We start from the raw sequence: 19,749 nt of genomic DNA, 5'->3' as shown, positions 1-19,749 counted from the left end.
GAGTGAGCCTGCTCGCGATGAGGGCGTGTCAGTCAGAAATTATTTGCCTGACCCGGCGCTATCGCGAGCAGGCTCACTCCTACAGGGGTGGTGTGTTGATTGGCAGAGTTTCGATCCGCCGACAATCCAATGTGGGAGTGAGCCTGCTCGCGATGAGGGCGTGTCAGTCAGAAATTATTTGCCTGACCCGGCGCTATCGCGAGCAGGCTCACTCCTACACGGGCCAGTGTTGTTCAGCGGAATTTCGATCCGCCGACAATCTGGTGTGGGTGGTATCAGACGTACTGCGCGGCAGCGTAGCCGGAGGCCCAGGCCCATTGGAAGTTGAAGCCGCCGAGGTGGCCGGTGACGTCCAGCACTTCGCCGATGAAGTACAAACCGGGGCTTTTCAGCGATTCCATGGTTTTCGACGACACTTCGTGCGTATCGACCCCGCCCAGCGTCACTTCCGCCGTGCGATAACCCTCGGTGCCGGCCGGCACGACTTTCCAGCTCGCGAGTTTTTCCGCGATGTCGGCGATTTCGGCGTGGGTGTACTGCTTCATCGGTTTGGAAACGAACCAGCTGTCCGCCAGCAGGTTGGCCATCTTCTTGGTGAAGATTTCCCCCAGCAGGGTTTTCAACTCGCTGTTCGGCCGTTCGGCTTGCTGCTGTTGCAGCCAGCTCGGCGCGTCGTGGTCCGGCATCAGGTTGATTTCAACCGTGTCGCCGGATTCCCAGAATGACGAAATCTGCAAAATCGCCGGGCCGCTGAGGCCGCGATGGGTGAACAGAATGTTCTCGCGGAAGCTCTGCTCGTTGCAGCTCACCAGACAATCCACCGAGGTGCCGGACAGCTCGGTGCAAAGCTCTTTGAGCTGATCGGTGATGGTGAACGGCACCAGTCCGGCGCGGGTTGGCAGCAATTCGTGGCCGAATTGCCTGGCGACCTGGTAGCCGAAACCGCTGGCGCCGAGTGTCGGGATCGACAAACCGCCGGTGGCGATCACCAGCGATTCGCAGCTCAACTGGCCGAGCGTGGTGTCCAGCAAGTAACCGCTTGCGGTTTTCTCGATGGTCGAGATCGAGGTGTCGAGGTGCAGGCTGACGCCGACCTGATCGCATTCGTTGAGGAGCATTTCGAGGATGTCGCTGGATTTGTTATCGCAGAACAACTGGCCGAGTTTTTTCTCGTGGTACGGCACGCCATGCTTGGCGACCATGCCGATGAAATCCCACTGGGTGTAGCGGGCGAGGGCGGATTTGCAGAAGTGTTCGTTCTGCGAGAGGAAATTGCCCGGCTCGGTGTACATGTTGGTGAAATTGCAGCGGCCACCGCCCGACATGAGGATTTTCTTGCCGGCCTTGTTGGCGTGGTCGAGCAACATCACTTTGCGCCCGCGCCCGGCGGCGGTCAGCGCACACATCAACCCGGCGGCGCCAGCGCCAATGATCACGACTTCGGTAGAGCGCAAAACGGTGTCCTCACACAGATCTCAAAGCTAGCCCGGACCTTGTAGGAGCGAGGCTTGCCCGCGAAGGGGACCGTGAGGCCGCCAAAAGCTTCGCGGGCAAGCCTCGCTCCTACAGGGGGGGCGGTGGTGTTCTTACAAAATGCGTACGCGCAACGAACGGCCTTTGATTTTGCCGTCGTTCAGGCGTTGCAGGGCTTGTTTGGCAATCCCGCGTTCGACCGCCACAAACGCCTGGAAATCGAAGATCGCAATCTTGCCCACCTGCGCGCCTGGAATCCCGGCATCGCCGGTCAGGGCGCCAAGGATGTCGCCCGGACGCACTTTGTCTTTGCGCCCGGCGCCGATGCACAGCGTGCTCATCACCGGCAGCAGCGGACCGCCGCCCTGGGAGGTGAGGTTGTCGATCTGATCCCAGTTCAACGGCGACTGCTGCAGTTTCTCGATGGCTTGGGCGCGGATGGCTTCGGACGGCGCAACCAGGCTGATCGCAATGCCTTTCTCACCGGCGCGGCCAGTACGGCCCACACGGTGAATGTGGATTTCCGAATCACGCGCCAGCTCGACGTTGATCACCATGTCCAGCGCATCGATGTCCAGACCGCGCGCGGCGACGTCGGTGGCAACCAGCACCGAAGTACTGCGGTTAGCGAACATCGCCAATACCTGGTCGCGATCACGCTGTTCCAGATCGCCGTGCAGGCCGACGGCGGAAATGCCTTTGGAGGTCAGGTGATCAACGGTTTCCTGAACCTGCTGCTTGGTGAAGCAGAAAGCCACGGTGGACGCCGGACGGAAGTGGCCAAGCACCTTGGTCACGGCGCTCATGCGTTCTTCCGGGGAGATTTCGTAAAACCGCTGCTCGATCTGCGTGTCGTCGTGGAACGCCTCGGCCTTGACGATCTGCGGGTTGCGCATGAACTTCGCGGCCAATTGCTTGATGCCGGTCGGGTAAGTCGCGGAGAACAACAGGGTCTGACGGCGCTCCGGGGTCTGCGCGATGATTTCTTCGATGGAATCGTAGAAACCCATGTCGAGCATGCGATCCGCTTCGTCGAGGATCAGCGTGTTGAGGCCATGCAGGACCAGCGAACCTTTGCGCAAATGTTGCTGAATCCGCCCCGGCGTGCCGACGATGATGTGCGCGCCGTGCTCCAGCGAGCCGATCTGCGGGCCGAGGGACACGCCGCCGCACAGGGTCAGGACCTTGATGTTGTCTTCGGCACGGGCCAGACGACGGATTTCCTTGGCCACCTGGTCCGCCAGCTCGCGGGTCGGGCAGATGATCAGTGCCTGGCAACCGAAGAAGCGCGGATTGATCGGGTTCAGCAAGCCGATGCCGAAAGCAGCCGTCTTGCCGCTGCCGGTCTTGGCTTGGGCGATCAGGTCCATCCCTTTGAGGATCACCGGCAAGCTTTGCGCCTGGATCGGCGTCATCTGCGCATAACCGAGGGAGTCGAGGTTAGCCAGCATGGCGGCGGACAGCGGCAAAGTATTAAAAGCGGTGGCGATGGTGGTCACGGGACGGGCCTGCAAAACAAAATGTCGCGCAGTGTATCAGGCCTGCGCGCTGCACCTGCAAGTTCTGGACGAGAAGCACGTTGTAGCAGCTGCCGAGGCACGAGGCTGCGTTGCGTGTCCGCAGGACCGCCCTAGGGGGGCCGCTTCGCAGCCCAACGCAGCCTCGTGCCTCGGCAGCTGCTACAGGGTTAGTGGTCGATGTCGGGTTGGCGGCTGATTGCCCGGCGCCCGTCTTCCTTTGACAGCTGCGAGAAGATTGTCGCGGCCAGCATGGCCATGATCCCGACTGTTACAAAAGTCAGCTGGAACGCACCGAGCACGGTGTCGACGCCATCGTTGCCGACTTCGGCGGTGAAACCACCGAGCAGCGCCCCGGCGCACGCGACGCCGAGGCTCAGCGACAGTTGCGCGACCACCGAGAGCAAACTGTTGCCGCTGCTGGCGCTGGCGTCATCGAGGTCGATCAGAGTCACGGTGTTCATCGCGGTGAATTGCAGCGAGTTGATCGCGCCGAGAATCCCCAGCATTCCCAGCAGCAACCAGTACGGCGTCTGCTCGCTGACCAGGCCCATGCTCGCGAGCATCAGGCCCAGCGCCACGGTGTTGCCGGTGAGGATGATGCGGTAGCCGAAGCGTTCGATCAGCGGCCGCGCGACCGACTTGGCGACCATCGCCGCAGCGGCCAGCGGCAGCATGCTCATGCCGGCCTGCGACGGCGAATAACCCAGCGCCACTTGCAGCAGCAAGGGCACCAGAAACGGCAAGGCGCCGCTGCCGAGGCGCGCGAACAGGTTGCCGAGAATGCCCACGGCGAATGTGCGGGTCCTGAACAGCGACGGCGCGAACAGCGGATTATCGATGTGCCCGGCGCGCAGCCAATAAGCCGCCAGACACGCCATGCCGCCGAACAGCAGCAACATCACGCGCAGGTGCGGCAGGTGCAATTCGCCGAGGCCTTCCATGGCAATGGTGATCAGCACCATCGCCGCGCCAAACAGCAAAAAGCCCAGGCTGTCGAAGCGTGTGCGTTCGCTGCCGCGCAGGTCGGGGATGAACTTCCACACCGCGTAGCAGCCGATGGCGCCGACCGGCAGGTTGATCAGGAAGATCCAGTGCCAGGTCAGGTACTCGACCATCCAGCCGCCCATGGTCGGGCCGATCAGCGGGCCGAGCAGGCCGGGGATGGTGATGAAACCCATGATCCGCACCAGTTCCGAGCGCGGGTAGGCTCTGAGGACTACGAGGCGCCCGACCGGCAACATCAGCGCGCCGCCGAGGCCCTGAATGATGCGCGCGCCGATCAACATGCTCAGGGTGCTCGACAACGCGCAAAGCAGTGAGCCGATGCTGAACAGCAGGATCGCGCCGAAGAAGATTTTCTTGGTGCCGAAGCGGTCGGCGATCCAGCCTGAGGCGGGGATCAGCAACGCGACGGTGAGCATGTAGGCGATGATCACGCCTTGCATGCGCAGCGGGTTTTCCGCCAGGTCCAGCGCCATCGCCGGCAGCGCGGTGTTGAGGATGGTGCCGTCGAGCGACTGCATGAAGAAAGCAATCGCCACAACCCACGGCAGCCAGCGGGCGGTGACAGCGTCAAGAGGCGGGCGGTTGGGCATGGGACCTCATTTGATTCGAACAAAAATCCAGCAGCTACCGGTGAACCTGTGGCGAGGGGGCTTGGCGAAACGTCGCACCGCCCCGTTGGGTTGCGAAGCAGTCGTAAATCCAGCAAACGCGGTTTGGCCGATGAACCGCGTTTGCCGATCTGGGGCTGCTTCGCAACCCAACGGGGGCGAGCCCCCTCGCCACAGGGTTTTCGGTGGGCCGGGTGGCGGGTTTACAGGGTCAGGGTCAATCGCTTGATCAGTGCGCCGGGCAGCAGCGCCGATGCCGTGGCGCGCTGGCTGTAGGTGCTCGCCGACAGCAGCAATTCGCGTTCTTCGGTCAGCGCTTCGAGCTGCGAACCAAGCAAGCTGTAGGCGCTGTCATCAAAACGCATGGTGCTGACCGGCGCCTGAATCTCGCCGTTCTCGACCCAGAACGTCGCAAACCGGGTCATCCCGGTCATCCGTGCAGCGGGTTGATCCGAGTAGTTCAGGTACCACAGGTTGCTGATGTACAGCCCGGTGCCCAACTGCTTGAGGATCTCTGCTTCTGGCAACACGCCGGCCGCCATGTTCAATGCACTTGGCATTTCACCGCCGCCGGCACCGTTGGCGGTCAAACCGTATTCGGCGGCACTGCGCGAACCCACCAGTTGCGCGCCAGCCTTGCCGGCGACGATCAACCCCAGATCACTGCGCGGATAACCTTCGCCGGAAAACGCCGGGCTCAGGGAACCGCTGACCTTTTCGTCCAGCGACACCAGCGGGCTGAACGACTGATCACCGGCATACAACTTCTGCAACGGGCTGCCCTTGCTGGCAATCGACTGCGCGGAAAAACCGCCCCAGCCAAGCATGCCCATGATCTCTTCCAGCGCTGCCGGGGCGAGGTAAGCGCGGTATTGCCCCGGCGCCAGAGTGCGCGATGGCCGACCGAGAAACGCCAATTGCTCGCGGGCCTGCTGGAAGCGTTTGGCGAAGCCTTCGCTGCTCCAGTCGTGCCCGGCGTAACTGGCTTTCAGCGCCTGGCCGTTTTCATGAAACAGGCTGAAATCGAAGTTGAAGCTGTTGGCCTGATGCCAGCCAAACGCGCCCGACGAACTGGCGAAACCACGACTGATCGGCCCGGCAGCGTAGAACCCGACCAGGTCCAGACCCTCGGCGGCCTGGGTGATTTCGGCGACCACCTGCTCGGTGTCCGGCAACGGATGGTCCTGCACATTCTTGCTCTGCCAGCCGTTGTGGTTGAGCAGCAAGTACGGGTCCGCCGGCAGCAGCGGCAACGTTTCGCGCAGTTGTTGCAGGCCCTCGGCCAAGCGCTGCAGGTCAACCTCGGCATCGCCGGACAGGGTGATGTGCAGGTCGGCGTGGCGACCTTCGTTGATCAATTTGAAACCGACACTCGCCTGCTGCACCTGCCCGGCCTGACGCACCTTGGCGTGATTGAAACGCACGAAGGACGACGACTCGGCGGCATAGCTGAGGGTGAATTGTTCCGGCTCGCGAATCGCGTCGCGCAGCCAGGTGACCAGCGATTTGAACGCATCGGCCTGACTTTTTTCAATGCTCATCAGGCATCTCCCCCAAACACATCAATGTTGCTGAACACGCACGCCGGCGAGGCGTGGCCGACGCGGATTACCTGGTTCGGTTCGCCCTTGCCGCAGTTCGGCGTGCCGAGGACCTTGACGGTGTTGGCGTCGCCGACCGCGCTGAGGCTTTTCCAGAAGTGCGCGGAAATCGCCCGGTAGTTGGGGTTTTTCACCACGCCTTTGAGTTCGCCGTTCTCGATCAACTGGCCCCACTCGCAGCCGAACTGGAATTTGTTGCGCGCATCGTCAATCGACCAGGAACGGTTGGTGCTCATCAAAATGCCGTTCTCGATGCCGCCGATCAATTGCTCCAGCGGCTGATCGCCGGCCTCGATGTTGAGGTTGGCCATGCGATCGATCGGCGGACGGTTCCAGCCGCACGCGCGGCTGTTGGCGACGCCGTCCATGCCGGCGCGAAATTGCGACAGTGCGCCGCCCAGTGGCCGCAATAACAGACCCTCCTTGATCAGGAATTGCTTGCTCGCGGCGCTGCCGTCGTCGTCATGGCCGTAGCTGGCGAGCTGCTCGGGGATGTCCGGGTTGAACGTCACGTTGAGCAGTTTGGAGCCGTATTGCAGGCTGCCGAAATCCTCAGCCTTGACGAAGCTGGTGCCGGCGTAATTGCGTTCATCACCGAGGATGCGGTCGAGTTCCAGCGGATGGCCGATGGATTCGTGGATCTGCAGCATCATCTGGTCGGGCATCAACAGCAGGTCGCGCGGGCCTTGCGGGGTGTTCGGCGCCAGCAGCAATTGCAGCGCCTGATCGGCGATTTTCGGCCCGGCGCCGACCAATCCGCAGCGGCTGATCACATCGAAGCCGCCCTGTTGGCCGAAGTTCTCGCGGCCAAGGGTGCGGGTCTGGCTGTCGTTGCCGTCGTAGGCGGTCACTTCCAGGCTCGGGAACACGAAGCGCTGGGCCTGGCGCAGTTCGGCGCCGGCGCTGCTGAGGTAGATCTGCTCGACGTTGGTCAGGCCGATGCTGACTTGCCAGTTCACCAGGCGCTCGTCCTTGGGCACGGACGCGGATTCGGCGCCGAGCAACTGGTAGCAGTCGTTCAGGGACGGGAAGGGCTGGTCGAAGTTTGGCGAAAAGTAATCGGCGCGCTCACTCGATACGGCTTGTGCGCTGAGGTCGAGCAGGGCGTGCGGCTTGAGTCGGCGAGCGTGCTGCTCGGCTTTCTCCAGTGCGGCTTGCAGGCCTTGCTGCGAGAGGTCGTTGGTCGCCGCGTAGGCTTCGACGCCGTTGACCCGAACGGTGAGCATCGCGCCTTCGTCACGGCTCAGGCTCGGCGGTTCGGCGACGTTCTTGCGCACCGACAGGTATTGGCCGGACTCGCGCACATAACGCAGCGAAAAGAATTCAGCGCCCGTGCGCAACGCAGCAAAACGCTGCTTGAGCTGGGGGTGGAAATCGAACATTCGAGAACCTCCTTGGTATGGAGTAGCGGCGTATCGGTACGGCGAGGGGGGGTGAAACGTTTGCGTGGCGCTAGATTAGGCCTGCGTGGGGGGTAGGATCAAGGGCGGCGCGGGTGTAGGAAGGTTTACCGGTTTGTGTCAGGTCTACATGTTTCGTCTGTTGGAACGCTTTCGCGGGCAAGCCTCGCTCCTACAGTGGATTGGGTTGATCACAAATAGGCGAACCAATCCAAAACCTGTAGGAGCGAGGCTTGCCCGCGAAGGCAGCACCGCGGTGTAACGGTGTTACTGCGCAGTCGGGCTCACATCACGCATCGGCTTGCCACGCACTGGCGCATCGCCGGCGACGAAGTAGTCGGCGGTGCTGCGCGGCAATGGCTGGCGGCCACGGATCTTGTCGGCGATTTTCTCGGCGATCATGATCGTTGGCGCGTTGAGGTTGCCGGTGGTGATGATCGGCATGATCGACGCATCGACCACACGCAGGCTCTGCATGCCATGCACACGGCCCTCGGCGTCAACCACGGCCATCTCGTCGGTGCCCATTTTGCAGGAGCAGGACGGGTGGAACGCGGTTTCGGCGTGTTCGCGGATGAACTTGTCGAGCTGCTCATCGGTTTGCACGTCGATGCCCGGGCTGATTTCGCGGCCACGGTATTGATCCAGTGCCGGCTGCTGCATGATTTCACGGGTCAGGCGGATGCCGTCACGGAATTCCTGCCAGTCCTGCTCGGTGGCCATGTAGTTGAAAAGGATGCTCGGGTATTCGCGCGGATCCTTCGACTTGGCCTGGATGCGACCACGGCTCGGCGAACGCATGGAACCCATGTGTGCCTGGAAACCGTGCTCTTTCACACCGTTGCTGCCGTTGTAGTTAATCGCCACCGGCAGGAAGTGGTACTGAATGTTCGGCCATTCGAATTCCGGACGCGAACGGATGAAACCGCCGGCTTCGAACTGGTTGCTGGCGCCGATGCCGGTGCCGTTGAACAGCCATTCGGCACCGATCGCAGGCTGGTTGTACCAGAGCAGCGACGGGTACAGCGAAACCGGTTGGGTGCAGGCGTATTGCAGGTACAGCTCAAGGTGATCCTGCAGGTTTTCGCCGACGCCTGGCAGGTCGTGGACCACCGGGATGTCGAGCTTGTTCAGCAGTTCGGCCGGGCCGACGCCGGAGCGTTGCAGAATCTGCGGCGAGGCGATGGCGCCGGAGCACAGCAGCACTTCTTTGCGCGCCTTGGCTTCAACTCGTTCTTCTGCCGAACCGATCAGGTAACGCACGCCGACCGCACGTTTGCCTTCAAACAGAATCTTGTCGGTCAAGGCGTGGGTGACGATGGTCAGCGTCGAGCGCTTCTTGGCGATGTCCAGGTAACCGCGCGCGGTACTGGCACGACGGCCGTTCGGCGTGACGGTACGGTCCATCGGGCCGAAGCCTTCTTGCTGGTAACCGTTCAAGTCTTCGGTGCGCGGGTAACCGGCTTGTACGCCGGCTTCAACCATCGCGTGGAACAGCGGGTTGTTGCCAGCCTTCGGCGTGGTCACGCTGACCGGACCGTCGCCACCGTGGTAGTCGTTGGCGCCGATGTCGCGGGTTTCCGCTTTGCGGAAATACGGCAGGCAGTCGAGGTAAGTCCAGTTTTCCAGACCTGGGAGTTTCGACCAGTTGTCGTAGTCCATCGCGTTGCCGCGGATGTAGCACATGCCGTTGATCAGCGAGGAGCCGCCGAGGCCTTTGCCGCGACCGCATTCCATCCGGCGACCGTCCATGTACGGTTCCGGATCGGTTTCGTACGCCCAGTTGTAGCGTCGACCTTGCAGCGGAAACGCCAGAGCGGCAGGCATTTGCGTGCGGAAGTCGAGACGATAATCCGGGCCGCCTGCTTCGAGCAGCAGGACGGTGACGCCTTCGTCTTCAGTCAGACGGGTCGCCAGGGTGTTACCGGCCGAGCCGGCACCGATGATGATGTAATCGTATTCTTGGGACATAAAATGCACCCTCATTGAAAGTGGTCAGGTCGCCCGTAGCAGCTGCCGAGGCACGAGGCTGCGTTGGGTTGCGCAGCGACCCCCGGGGGCGGTCCTGCGGACGCGCAACGCAGCCTCGTTCCTCGGCAGCTGCTACAGGTTGTGCGGGCGTTCCTTAGAAAACCGAGGCGTAATCGCCCAGTTCGACCTGTACCGATTTGATGCGTGTGAAGTTGTTCAGCGAGCTGATCCCGTTCTCACGGCCAACACCCGACTGCTTGTAGCCGCCGACCGGCATTTTCGCGTCGGACTCGCCCCAGGCGTTGATCCAGCAGATACCGGCTTCCAGTTGATGAATCACGCGGTGAGCGCGGTTCAGGTCCTTGGTGATGATGCCGGCAGCGAGGCCGAAGTCGGTGTCGTTGGCACGACGGATCACTTCTTCTTCGGTGTCGTAAGTCAGGATCGCCATGACCGGGCCGAAGATTTCTTCGCGAACGATGGTCATTTCGTCGGTGCAATCGGTGAACACCGTCGGTGCCACGAAAGCGCCTTTGGCCAGATCGCCGTCAGTCAGACGATCGCCGCCGCAGAGCAGGCGGGCGCCTTCTTCCTTGCCCTTGGCGATGTAACCCAACACGCTTTCCATGTGCGCAAAGCTGACCAGCGGGCCGAAGTTGGTGTTCTCGTCTTCAGGGTTGCCGATGCGGATGCGTGCAACGCGCTCGGCGATCTTGGCTTCGAACGCAGCTTTGAGCTGAGTCGGAACGAACACGCGAGTGCCGTTGGTGCAGACCTGACCGGAGCTGTAGAAGTTGGCCATCATCGCGGTGTCGGCGGCGCGATCGAGGTCGGCGTCGTCGAAGATGATCAGCGGGGATTTGCCGCCCAGTTCCATGGTCACTTCTTTGAGCGAAGAGCTCGAAGCGCTGGCCATGACCTTCTTGCCGGTGTCGGTGCCGCCGGTGAAGGAGATTTTTTCGATGCGTGGGTGCTCGGTCAACCAGGTGCCGACTTCACGGCCGCTGCCGGTCAGCACGTTGAACACGCCCGCTGGAACGCCAGCCTCGGTGTAGATCTCGGCCAGTTTCAGCGTGGTCAGGGAGGTGACTTCGCTTGGCTTGAAGATCATCGCGTTACCGGCCGCCAGGGCAGGTGCGGATTTCCACAGGGCGATCTGGATCGGGTAGTTCCACGCGCCGATACCGGCAACCACGCCCAGCGGCTCGCGGCGGGTGTAGACGAAAGAAGTGTCGCGCAGTGGAATCTGCTCGCCTTCGATCGCTGGCACCAGGCCGGCGTAGTATTCCAGCACGTCGGCGCCGGTGACGATGTCGACGTATTTGGTTTCGGAGAACGATTTGCCGGTGTCCAGGGTTTCCAGCGCGGCCAGCTCATCGTTGCGCTCGCGCAGGATGTCGACGGCACGACGCAGGATGCGCGAACGCTCCATGGCGGTCATCGCAGCCCAGATCTTCTGACCTTTTTCAGCGCTGACAACAGCGCGCTCGACGTCGTCGAAAGTCGCGCGCTGGACGTTTGCGAGGACTTCTCCGTTAGCCGGGTTGATGGCTTCGAAAGTGGCGTCGCTGCTGGCGTCGGAGTAGCCGCCATCGATGTAGAGTTTTTGCAGTTCGAAACGGGCCATAAAGTCCTCGCAAGAGCATAAGTGGGTTGGCGGTAACCACTGCACGCACCGTGCAGCTGGAGCGGTGCGGTTCAGCGGCGTTCAGGGGCTGAGCGGTTATGTGTGCTCTAGCTCACCTGCTTGGCCAATTGGAAATCCATGTATTCGTAAGCGATGCGGTGCGCTTGCTCGGTGTCGAAAGCATCTCCCGACAGGGCGCCGCGCAACCACAAACCGTCGATTAGGGCCGCCAGGCCTCGGGCTGCACTGCGCGCATCATTGAGCGGCAATACACGGCGGAACTGGCAACACAGGTTGGAATACAAACGGTGATCGTTGATCCGCTGCAACCTGTGCAAAGACGGGTGGTGCATGCTGGTGGCCCAGAAGGCCAGCCAGGTTTTCATTGCCGGGCCATTGACTTGGCTGGCGTCGAAGTTGCCTTCGATAATCACCTGAAGGTGCGCCCTCGGGCTGCTGTCTTCCAGCGCTTGACGACGCGCGGTGACGTTCTCGCTGAGAACACTCATCAGGTACTGCGCCGTAGCGGCAATCAGGCCGTTCTTGTCCTGAAAGTAGTGACTGATGATGCCATTCGAGACACCGGCCAAACGGGCGATCAGCGCAATGCTGGCGTCCCCCATTCCAACCTGATCGACGGCCTGCAATGTGGCTTCGATCAATTGCTGACGGCGGATGGGTTGCATACCGACCTTGGGCATCTTGCACATCTCCTTAGGCCTTCCGACGGACGAAAAACGTCTGTCGGATTGAGGGCCAGTCTATTTTGTTTTGATTGAACGTTCAATCAACAAAGAATAAGATCTGCGACAATTCGTCGCTGCCTACCGGTTTTTCCCGCGTGTAGTCGGCGGAAAAACGACATCTGAAAAAGCCCGAAACCTGCGCGGGGCATGGCGCGGATCGCCGATGACGGACGTGTTGAAATGGGCAAGACGCCTTTGGCCCAAGCGGCGGACCATTCGTCCGTCGCTTGGTCTGCGACGTCGGTTCTCAACGCTTTGCCTGCGGTTTGCGGGCTTTTTCGGGGTGTCTTTATATCACCCGCCGGTCGGCTGCCAACTAACCGATTGGTCGGGTCACGCGTTGCCTTGTGTTCTTCTCTCGCACTGCCTGGAGCATCTGTGCCATGAGTTCTGCCTCTCTAATAAAGACCCCACCCGAGAAGGTGACGGTCAACGGTTGGGTGTTTTACACCTCGACCGCGTTGATCCTGTTGTTGACCGCCATTCTGATCATCGCCCCGCAAGAGGCCGGCAGATTGCTCGGTATTGCCCAGGCCTGGTTGTCCCGCAGTTTCGGCTGGTACTACATGGTGGTGATCGCCGCCTACCTGGTATTCGTCGTCGGCCTGGCGTTTTCGTCTTACGGCAAACTCAAACTGGGCAGCAAGGACGACACCCCGGACTTCAGCTACGGCGCCTGGGCGGGGATGCTGTTCTCGTCGGGCATCGGCATTTCGCTGCTGTACTTCGGCGCTTCCGAGCCGCTGGACCACTACTTCAATCCGCCTGAAGGCGTGGCCGGCAGCAACATGGCCGCGCGTCAGGCAGTGCAGCTGACCTTCCTGCATTGGGGCCTGCACGGCTGGGCGATCTACGCACTGGTCGGTCTCGCCGTGGCGTACTTTGCGTACCGGCATAACCAACCGCTGGCGTTGCGCTCGGCGCTGTATCCGCTGGTCGGCGAGCGCTGGGTCAAAGGCGCGGCCGGTCACGCGGTGGACGGCTTCGGCATGTTCGTGACGCTGTTGGGGCTGGTGACGAACCTGGGGATTGGTTCGCTGCAAGTGTCGTCGGGGCTGGAAAACCTGTTCGGCATGGAACACAGCAACACTAACCTGCTGATCGTGATCATCGTGATGAGCACCGTGGCGACCATCGCTGCCGTGTCCGGCGTGGAAAACGGCATCCGTCGTCTGTCCAACCTGAACATCGTGCTGTTCAGCGGTTTGCTGATTTTCGTGCTGCTGTTCGGCCCGACCCTGCACTTGCTCAACGGCTTTGTGCAGAACATCGGCGACTACATGAACGGCATCGTGCTGAAAACCTTCGACCTGTACGTGTACGAGGGCGACGGCGCCAAGACTGAACGCTGGATGGGCCTGTGGACCTTGTTCTACTGGGCCTGGTGGATTTCCTGGGCACCGTTCGTAGGCATGTTCATCGCGCGTATTTCCCGTGGTCGCACGGTGCGTGAACTGGTCGCCGGCGTGTTGCTGATTCCGCTGGGTTTCACCCTGGCGTGGTTGTCGATTTTCGGTAACTCGGCGCTGGATCTGGTGATGAACCATGGCGCGGTCGAGCTCGGGAAAACCGCGCTGGAACAGCCGTCGATGGCGATCTATCAATTGCTGGAGCATTACCCGGCGTCGAAGATTGTGATCGGCGTGTCGATCTTTGTAGGTTTTGTGCTGTTCCTGACCCCGGCGGATTCCGGCGCGGTGATGATGGCCAACCTTTCCTGCAGAGGCGGCAACGTTGACGAGGATGCGCCGCACTGGCTGCGGATCTTCTGGTCGGCGGTGATTACTCTGGTAACGATTGGCCTGCTGTTCGCCGGTAACTTCGAAGCCATGCAAACCATGGTGGTGCTGGCCGGTCTGCCGTTCTCGGTGGTGCTGGTGTTCTTCATGTTCGGTTTGCACAAGCAGATGCGTCAGGACGTGCAGGTCGAACAGGAGCAAGCGCAGCTGGCGGCACGCGGTCGTCGTGGTTTCAGCGAGCGTTTGACCCAACTGGACCTGCAACCGAACCAGTCGGTCGTGCAGCGTTTCATGGACAAGCAAGTCAGCCCGGCGCTGGAAGATGCGGCGGCGCAATTGCAGGCTCAAGGCCTGGAAGTGCAGACCTTGCTCGGTAAATCCAAGCGTTGCATGGGCCTGCGGATCGAGATGGAAGAGGGCAACCCTTTTGTCTACGAAGTGAGCCTGGACGGTTATCTGGCGGCGGCGAGCGAAGGGGTGTCGGCGGAAAGCGCTGAAGAGCCGCGCGCTCGGTACTACCGCGCCGAGGTGTACCTGCACAACGGCAGCCAGGATTACGACTTGATGGGCTTCACTCAGGATCAGATCACCCGTGACGTGCTCGATCAGTTTGAAAGCCATCGGCAACTCCTTGGCCGGGTGTATAGCTAAAACTTGAAGTACTGCGGTGCACGTCGCTGCACCGCAGCCCCATTGTGGCGAGGGGGCTTGCCCCCGTTCGGCTGCGAAGCAGTCGTAAACCCGGCCAGCGCGGTCCATCTGTAAGATCGCACTGTCTGGATTTGGGGCCGCTGCGCGACCCAACGGACTGCGAAGCAGTCGTAAACCCGGCCAGCGCGGTCCATCTGTAAGATCGCACTGTCTGGATTTGGGGCCGCTGCGCGACCCAACGGGGGCAAGCCCCCTCGCCACAGTGGTGGTGTGACAGCTCGATATCTGCGTAAACAAAAACGCCGCGATCCTCTCGCGGCGTTTTTGTGTCTGTTGCCTTAACCCAGGTTCTTGCCGAGCAGTGCGTGGTACAGCTCGCTGTCGCCGAGGATGCCGACGACTTTGTTGTTGTCGTGCAGCACCAGTTTATTGCCGGTCTGATAACGGATCTGCAGCGCATCGCGCATGCCGATGTTCGAATCCACCAGCGTTGGCCGACGGCCCAGGCCCTCAACCGCTTGCCCCGGCGCCCAGTTCTGCAAGTCCATGCTGGCGCCGTTCTGGCGAGCACCCTTGATGGTGTTGCCCTCGGCCAGGTCCAGCCACGAATCGCCGCCCGGATCGAGGCACACCGAGCCGTTGATGCGTTTGCAGTTGTCCAGCGTGCGCATCAGGCTGCGGCCACAGAGCACGTTCAGCGGGTTGGTGTGCGCGACGAAGGTACGCACGTAATCGTCCGCCGGGTTGAGCACAATTTCTTCCGGCACGCTGTACTGGATGATCCGGCCGTCCTTCATGATCGCGATCCGGCTACCGAGTTTCAGTGCTTCATCGAGATCGTGACTGACAAACACAATGGTCTTGCTCAGCTTGCGTTGCAGCTCCAGCAGTTCGTCCTGCAAACCCTGACGGATCAGCGGATCGAGTGCCGAGAACGGTTCGTCCATCAGCAGAATATCGGCGTCCATCGCCAGCGCACGGGCCAGGCCGACACGTTGCTGCATACCCCCGGAGAGCTCGTCGGGCTTCTTGTTGCGCCACTGGGTCAAACCCACCAGCTCGAGTTTTTCGTCGACCAATTTGCGCCGTTCTTTCTCTGGGCGACCCTGCATTTCCAGACCGAAACTGATGTTCTCGCGAACCGTCAGCCACGGCATCAGCGCGAACTTCTGGAACACCATCGCAATGCGCTTGGTGCGCATCATTTTCAGCTCGGCGGGGGTGCACGAAGCGATGTCGATCTGCTTGCCTTCGTGCTCGACGAACAACTTGCCACGGCTGACGGTGTTGAGGCCGTTGATGCAGCGCAGCAGGCTTGATTTGCCGGAACCGGAAAGGCCCATCAACACGCAGATTTCGCCGCGCTCGATGTCCAGCGTGGCTTTTTCAACGCCGACAATCTGCCCGGTTTTTTTCAGGATCTGGTCGCGGGTCATGCCTTGGTCGAGGAGTTTGAGCGCCTCACGCGGATCTCGGGAGAAGATCACGTCGACGTCTTCGAAGCGAATAATGCTCATGCGTCACCCCCTACTTTGGCGTCGGGTTGTTTGCAGATACGGTCGAGCATGATCGCCAGCAGGACGATGGCCAGCCCGGCTTCGAAGCCCAGGGCGATATCGGCGGTGTTCAGTGCGTTGACCACGGGTTTGCCCAAGCCATCGGCGCCCACCAGTGCGGCAATCACCACCATCGACAGCGACAGCATGATGCACTGGGTGATACCGGCCGCGATGCTTGGCATGGCGTGGGGCAGTTCGATACGGGAGAGCAGTTGGCGGCGCGAGCAGCCGAAGGCTTTGCCGGCGTCGAGCAGTTCTGCGGGTACATCGCGGATCCCCAGGTAGGTCAGGCGGATCGGCGCGGCAATCGCGAACACCACCGTCGAAATCAGGCCCGGGACCACACCCAGCCCGAAGAGGGTCAGGGTTGGAATGAGGTACACGAACGTCGGCACGGTCTGCATCAGATCGAGCACCGGACGCATCAGTGTGTAGAACATCGGTTTGTGCGCGGCGACGATGCCAAGCGGCACGCCGATGACCACGCAGACCAGGGTGGCGAACAACACCTGGGCGAGGGTTTCCATGGTTTCCTGCCAGTACCCCAGATTGAGGATCAGCAGAAAGGAAGCGATGACGAAAACCGTCAGCCCCCACTTTCGTTGGATCAGATGTGCAATCAGTGCAATGAGGCCGATCAATGCCAGCGGGTTGAACCAGGTCAGCGCGAAAGTCACGCCGTGGATCATCGTTTCCAGTGACACGGCGATGGCGTCGAAGGTGTTGGCGCCGTGTTGCGTCAACCATTCAACGAAGCCTGCGATGTACTGGCCTAAAGGGATTTTCTGATCAATCAGCATGGTAATGAACGTCCGCATGCAAGGAAATAAACAGCCCGGACGGCGTGAGCCGCCCGGCGTAAGCGATGCTCCTTAATTCAAGGCTGGTCGAGCTTGGCTTTCACGGCCTCCAGGCCTGGTTTACCGTCAATGGTGGTCACGCCTGCGAGCCAGGTATCAAGCACCTGTGGATTCTTTTTCAGCCAGGCCTTGGCAGCGGCGTCAGGTTTCATCTTGTCATCCAGGATGTTGCCCATCAGCGCACTTTCCATGTCCACGGTGAACTCCAGGTTTTTCAGCAGTGTGCCGACGTTGCTGCATTCCTGGACATAACCCTTGCGGGTGTTGGTGGCGACGGTGGCGGCGCCGAAATCAGGGCCGAAGAAGTCATCGCCGCCGGTCAGGTACTGGATCTTGAAGCGCTTGTTCATCGGGTGCGGCGCCCAGCCGAGGAAGACCACCGCGGTTTGGCGTTTCTGCGCGCGATCAACCTGCGAGAGCATCCCCGCTTCACTTGATTCGACGACTTTGAAACCGGCGGTTTTGAGGCCGAAGGCATCCTTGTCGATCATGCTCTGGATCAGCCGGTTACCGTCGTTGCCCGGCTCGATGCCGTAGATCTTGCCGTCGAGCTCTTTCTTGAATTTGGCGATGTCGGCGAAGTCATGCAGGCCTTTGTCGTAGAGCGCTTGCGGCACCGCGAGGGTGTATTTGGCGCCGGTCAGGTTGGTGCGCACGGTGTCGACGGTGCCCGCTTCGCGGTAGGCCTTGATGTCGTTTTCCATGGTCGGCATCCAGTTACCGAGGAACACGTCCATGTTTTTGCCGTCGGCCAGCGACTTGTAGGTCACCGGCACGGAAATCATCGTGGTTTTGGTTTTGTAGCCGAGGGCGTTGAGGACAACGCTGGTGGTCGCGGTAGTCGCGGTAATGTCGGTCCAGCCGACATCAGAGAAATTTACGGTGCTGCACTGAGCTGGTTCTGCGGCTTGCGCCAATAACGGCAGACTCAGCATGGCGGCCAACAACAGCGAGGGGGAACCTTTCATGGATGGACTCCTTGGTTGTTTTTTTCGGCAGTGTTCCGATTGGACCACCGCACTTATAGGTTGCGGTTGGGTGGCGTTTTTCAGACTGCTCTACCGCGGCGCCTTGCAATCGAGTCGATACGATCATGTACCAGTGAAAATCTGACGCCTACAGGGGGCGTCGTAACCAGTACAGGGATGGTCGCATCCAGTGTCGGTGACGTCGTTTACAGCTTTTTTCAGCCCTGTTTGCCGCTCTGCACCGCTAGAAAACGGCGAAAGCGCAGCGTCAAAGACCCGCGGCGTTGGTGGACATGAGTGCGTCGGTGTGAGACGTCGAACGACACCGCAAAAGCCCGATGATGCAGCCATTGCGGCGGATTGCAGCTTGAGCGTAGCAGCTTCGTCACTGGGCGCTTTTGCGCCTGGATCGGGTACATCCAGGAGTTCGGCAGTAATGGCTATCAGCGTTTTCGACCTGTTCAAAATCGGCATCGGCCCTTCCAGTTCGCACACCGTCGGCCCGATGCGAGCGGCCGCGCTGTTCGTGCAAGGTTTGCGTGAGCAGGGTCTTTTGGAACAAACAAGGCGTGTCGAAGTTCAGCTCTACGGCTCGTTATCCGCCACCGGCATCGGTCACGGCAGCGATAACGCGGTGATCATGGGCCTGATGGGCGAGTGGCCGGACGCGATCGATCCGTCGCAAATCGGCATCCACATCGCCAGCCTGCGCGAGACCGGCACGCTGTACCTCGACGGTCGTTTGCCGGTGCCATTCATCTGGGCCCGCGACATGCGTCTGATCGATGAAAACCTGCCGTTTCACCCGAACGCCATGACGTTGATTGTAGAAGGCGAAAACGGTGAACTGCACCGCGACACCTACTATTCGATTGGCGGTGGTTTTGTCGTCGATGAGGCGCAAGCCTCCAGCGGCGTGGTGGATCTGGATCGCACCGAACTGCCTTACGATTTTTCCAGCGCGGTGGAAATGCTGGCGCTGTGCCAGACGCACAATCTGCGCGTCGCCGAGCTGATGATGGCCAACGAAAAGGTCTGGCGCAGCGAAGATGAAATCCGCGCCGGGCTGATGAAACTCTGGCGCGCCATGCAGGATTGCGTCGAGCAAGGGCTCAAGCACGAAGGCATCTTGCCCGGCGGTTTGAACGTGCGGCGGCGCGCGGCCAAGTTGCATCGCAGTCTTCAGGAGTTGGGCAAGCCCAATGTGATCGGCTCGACGTTAAGCGCGATGGAATGGGTCAATCTTTTTGCACTGGCGGTCAACGAAGAAAACGCGGCCGGCGGGCGCATGGTCACGGCGCCGACTAACGGCGCGGCGGGGATCATTCCGGCGGTGCTGCATTACTTCATGAAGTTCAGCGAAGTGGTAACGGAGGCGAACGTGGTCGACTATTTCCTCAGCGCTGCGGCGGTGGGGATTCTGTGCAAGAAAAACGCCTCGATCTCTGGCGCCGAAGTCGGTTGCCAGGGCGAAGTTGGTTCAGCGTGCGCGATGGCGGCGGCGGGGCTGGCGGAGATTCTCGGCGCGACCCCGGAGCAGTTGTGCAACGCCGCAGAAATTGGTTTGGAACACAACCTCGGCCTGACCTGCGACCCGGTCGGCGGCCTGGTGCAAGTGCCGTGCATCGAGCGCAACGCGATTGCCGCGGTGAAAGCGATCAACGCCGCACAAATGGCCTTGCGCGGCGACGGCCAGCACTTTATTTCGCTGGACCGGGTGATCCGCACCATGCGCGACACCGGCGCCGACATGCACGACAAATACAAAGAAACCTCGCGCGGCGGCTTGGCGGTCAGCGCTGTGGAGTGTTGAAACCGAGTTGACCTGTGGCGAGGGGGCTTTTGTGGCGAGGGGATTTATCCCCGTTGGGTCGCGAAGCGGCCCCAGAATCTTTACGACTGCTGCGCAGCCGAACGGGGATAAATCCCCTCGCCACAGAAAGGTCATTTGCCAGAGAAGACCAGTCAAAACTGCGCGCTAAGTGCACACCGCAATCAAAACGCGCCACGTTTTAGAGCGT

Annotated in this window: 13 protein-coding genes; 2 read left to right on the top strand and 11 right to left on the bottom strand. The window is 61.0% G+C overall.

Annotated elements, in window-relative coordinates; genetic code table 11:
- Positions 1–275 precede the first annotated feature (275 nt).
- The 8 genes from BI292_RS20355 to betI all read right to left on the bottom strand — a co-directional run bounded on the left by BI292_RS20355 (position 276) and on the right by betI (position 11,906).
- Complete coding sequence (locus tag BI292_RS20355; RefSeq protein ID WP_101208944.1) at positions 276–1,454, bottom strand: NAD(P)/FAD-dependent oxidoreductase; 1,179 nt, start codon at positions 1,452–1,454, stop codon at positions 276–278.
- A 132-nt stretch (positions 1,455–1,586) separates the two neighbouring features.
- On the bottom strand, positions 1,587–2,972 hold the full coding sequence (gene dbpA / locus BI292_RS20350; RefSeq protein ID WP_101208943.1) for an ATP-dependent RNA helicase DbpA: 1,386 nt from the start codon (positions 2,970–2,972) through the stop codon (positions 1,587–1,589).
- Positions 2,973–3,160: 188 nt separating this feature from the next.
- Entirely contained in the window at positions 3,161–4,588 is a 1,428-nt protein-coding gene (mdtD, locus tag BI292_RS20345) for a multidrug transporter subunit MdtD (protein WP_101208942.1), read from the bottom strand.
- A 221-nt stretch (positions 4,589–4,809) separates the two neighbouring features.
- Positions 4,810–6,147, bottom strand: a complete 1,338-nt coding sequence (locus tag BI292_RS20335) for a TldD/PmbA family protein (protein ID WP_101208940.1) — start codon at positions 6,145–6,147, stop codon at positions 4,810–4,812.
- On the bottom strand, positions 6,147–7,589 hold the full coding sequence (locus BI292_RS20330) for a TldD/PmbA family protein (RefSeq protein WP_101208939.1): 1,443 nt from the start codon (positions 7,587–7,589) through the stop codon (positions 6,147–6,149). The genes BI292_RS20335 and BI292_RS20330 overlap by 1 nt, the downstream gene beginning before the upstream one ends.
- Positions 7,590–7,874: 285 nt before the next feature.
- Positions 7,875–9,578 (bottom strand): choline dehydrogenase, encoded by a 1,704-nt coding sequence (gene betA, locus BI292_RS20325; protein ID WP_092277006.1) that lies wholly within the window; start codon positions 9,576–9,578, stop codon positions 7,875–7,877.
- A gap of 154 nt (positions 9,579–9,732) precedes the next feature.
- A complete protein-coding gene (betB, locus tag BI292_RS20320) occupies positions 9,733–11,205 on the bottom strand; it encodes a betaine-aldehyde dehydrogenase (protein ID WP_101208938.1) in 1,473 nt (490 codons plus the stop codon).
- 107 nt (positions 11,206–11,312) lie between these two features.
- Entirely contained in the window at positions 11,313–11,906 is a 594-nt protein-coding gene (gene betI / locus BI292_RS20315) for a transcriptional regulator BetI (protein WP_092277012.1), read from the bottom strand.
- Positions 11,907–12,391: 485 nt separating this feature from the next.
- Here betI and BI292_RS20310 point away from each other — a divergent pair, with 485 nt between their 5' ends.
- On the top strand, positions 12,392–14,341 hold the full coding sequence (locus BI292_RS20310) for a BCCT family transporter (protein WP_231987167.1): 1,950 nt from the start codon (positions 12,392–12,394) through the stop codon (positions 14,339–14,341).
- A 338-nt stretch (positions 14,342–14,679) separates the two neighbouring features.
- On the opposite strand, the gene choV is transcribed toward BI292_RS20310, so the two are convergent.
- From choV to BI292_RS20295, 3 genes are all read right to left on the bottom strand, one after another.
- Entirely contained in the window at positions 14,680–15,858 is a 1,179-nt protein-coding gene (gene choV, locus BI292_RS20305) for a choline ABC transporter ATP-binding protein (RefSeq protein WP_092277018.1), read from the bottom strand.
- Positions 15,855–16,700, bottom strand: coding sequence for a choline ABC transporter permease subunit (gene choW / locus BI292_RS20300; RefSeq protein WP_092277021.1), 846 nt, complete (start codon positions 16,698–16,700; stop codon positions 15,855–15,857). Before choW ends, choV begins: the two co-directional genes overlap by 4 nt.
- 77 nt (positions 16,701–16,777) lie before the next feature.
- On the bottom strand, positions 16,778–17,728 hold the full coding sequence (locus BI292_RS20295; RefSeq protein WP_101208937.1) for a choline ABC transporter substrate-binding protein: 951 nt from the start codon (positions 17,726–17,728) through the stop codon (positions 16,778–16,780).
- A 436-nt stretch (positions 17,729–18,164) separates the two neighbouring features.
- Between BI292_RS20295 and BI292_RS20290 the strand changes: the two genes are divergently transcribed.
- Positions 18,165–19,541, top strand: coding sequence for an L-serine ammonia-lyase (locus BI292_RS20290; protein WP_101208936.1), 1,377 nt, complete (start codon positions 18,165–18,167; stop codon positions 19,539–19,541).
- Positions 19,542–19,749 lie beyond the last annotated feature (208 nt).

Source organism: Pseudomonas sp. 43NM1 (assembly GCF_002836905.1).
Lineage (GTDB): Bacteria > Pseudomonadota > Gammaproteobacteria > Pseudomonadales > Pseudomonadaceae > Aquipseudomonas > Aquipseudomonas prosekii.
Note: the sequence above shows the minus strand (reverse complement) of the source record. Positions and strands in the feature narration are given on the sequence as shown.

Excerpts from the sequence above, each read along its gene's own strand:
- BI292_RS20335 (WP_101208940.1), bottom strand. The coding sequence starts at position 6,147 with ATGAGCATTGAAAAAAGTCAGGCCGATGCGTTCAAATCGCTGGTCACC.
- BI292_RS20295 (WP_101208937.1), bottom strand. The coding sequence starts at position 17,728 with ATGAAAGGTTCCCCCTCGCTGTTGTTGGCCGCCATGCTGAGTCTGCCG.
- choW (WP_092277021.1), bottom strand. The coding sequence starts at position 16,700 with ATGCTGATTGATCAGAAAATCCCTTTAGGCCAGTACATCGCAGGCTTC.
- mdtD (WP_101208942.1), bottom strand. The coding sequence starts at position 4,588 with ATGCCCAACCGCCCGCCTCTTGACGCTGTCACCGCCCGCTGGCTGCCG.
- betI (WP_092277012.1), bottom strand. The coding sequence starts at position 11,906 with ATGCCCAAGGTCGGTATGCAACCCATCCGCCGTCAGCAATTGATCGAA.
- choV (WP_092277018.1), bottom strand. The coding sequence starts at position 15,858 with ATGAGCATTATTCGCTTCGAAGACGTCGACGTGATCTTCTCCCGAGAT.
- betA (WP_092277006.1), bottom strand. The coding sequence starts at position 9,578 with ATGTCCCAAGAATACGATTACATCATCATCGGTGCCGGCTCGGCCGGT.
- betB (WP_101208938.1), bottom strand. The coding sequence starts at position 11,205 with ATGGCCCGTTTCGAACTGCAAAAACTCTACATCGATGGCGGCTACTCC.
- BI292_RS20290 (WP_101208936.1), top strand. The coding sequence starts at position 18,165 with ATGGCTATCAGCGTTTTCGACCTGTTCAAAATCGGCATCGGCCCTTCC.
- BI292_RS20330 (WP_101208939.1), bottom strand. The coding sequence starts at position 7,589 with ATGTTCGATTTCCACCCCCAGCTCAAGCAGCGTTTTGCTGCGTTGCGC.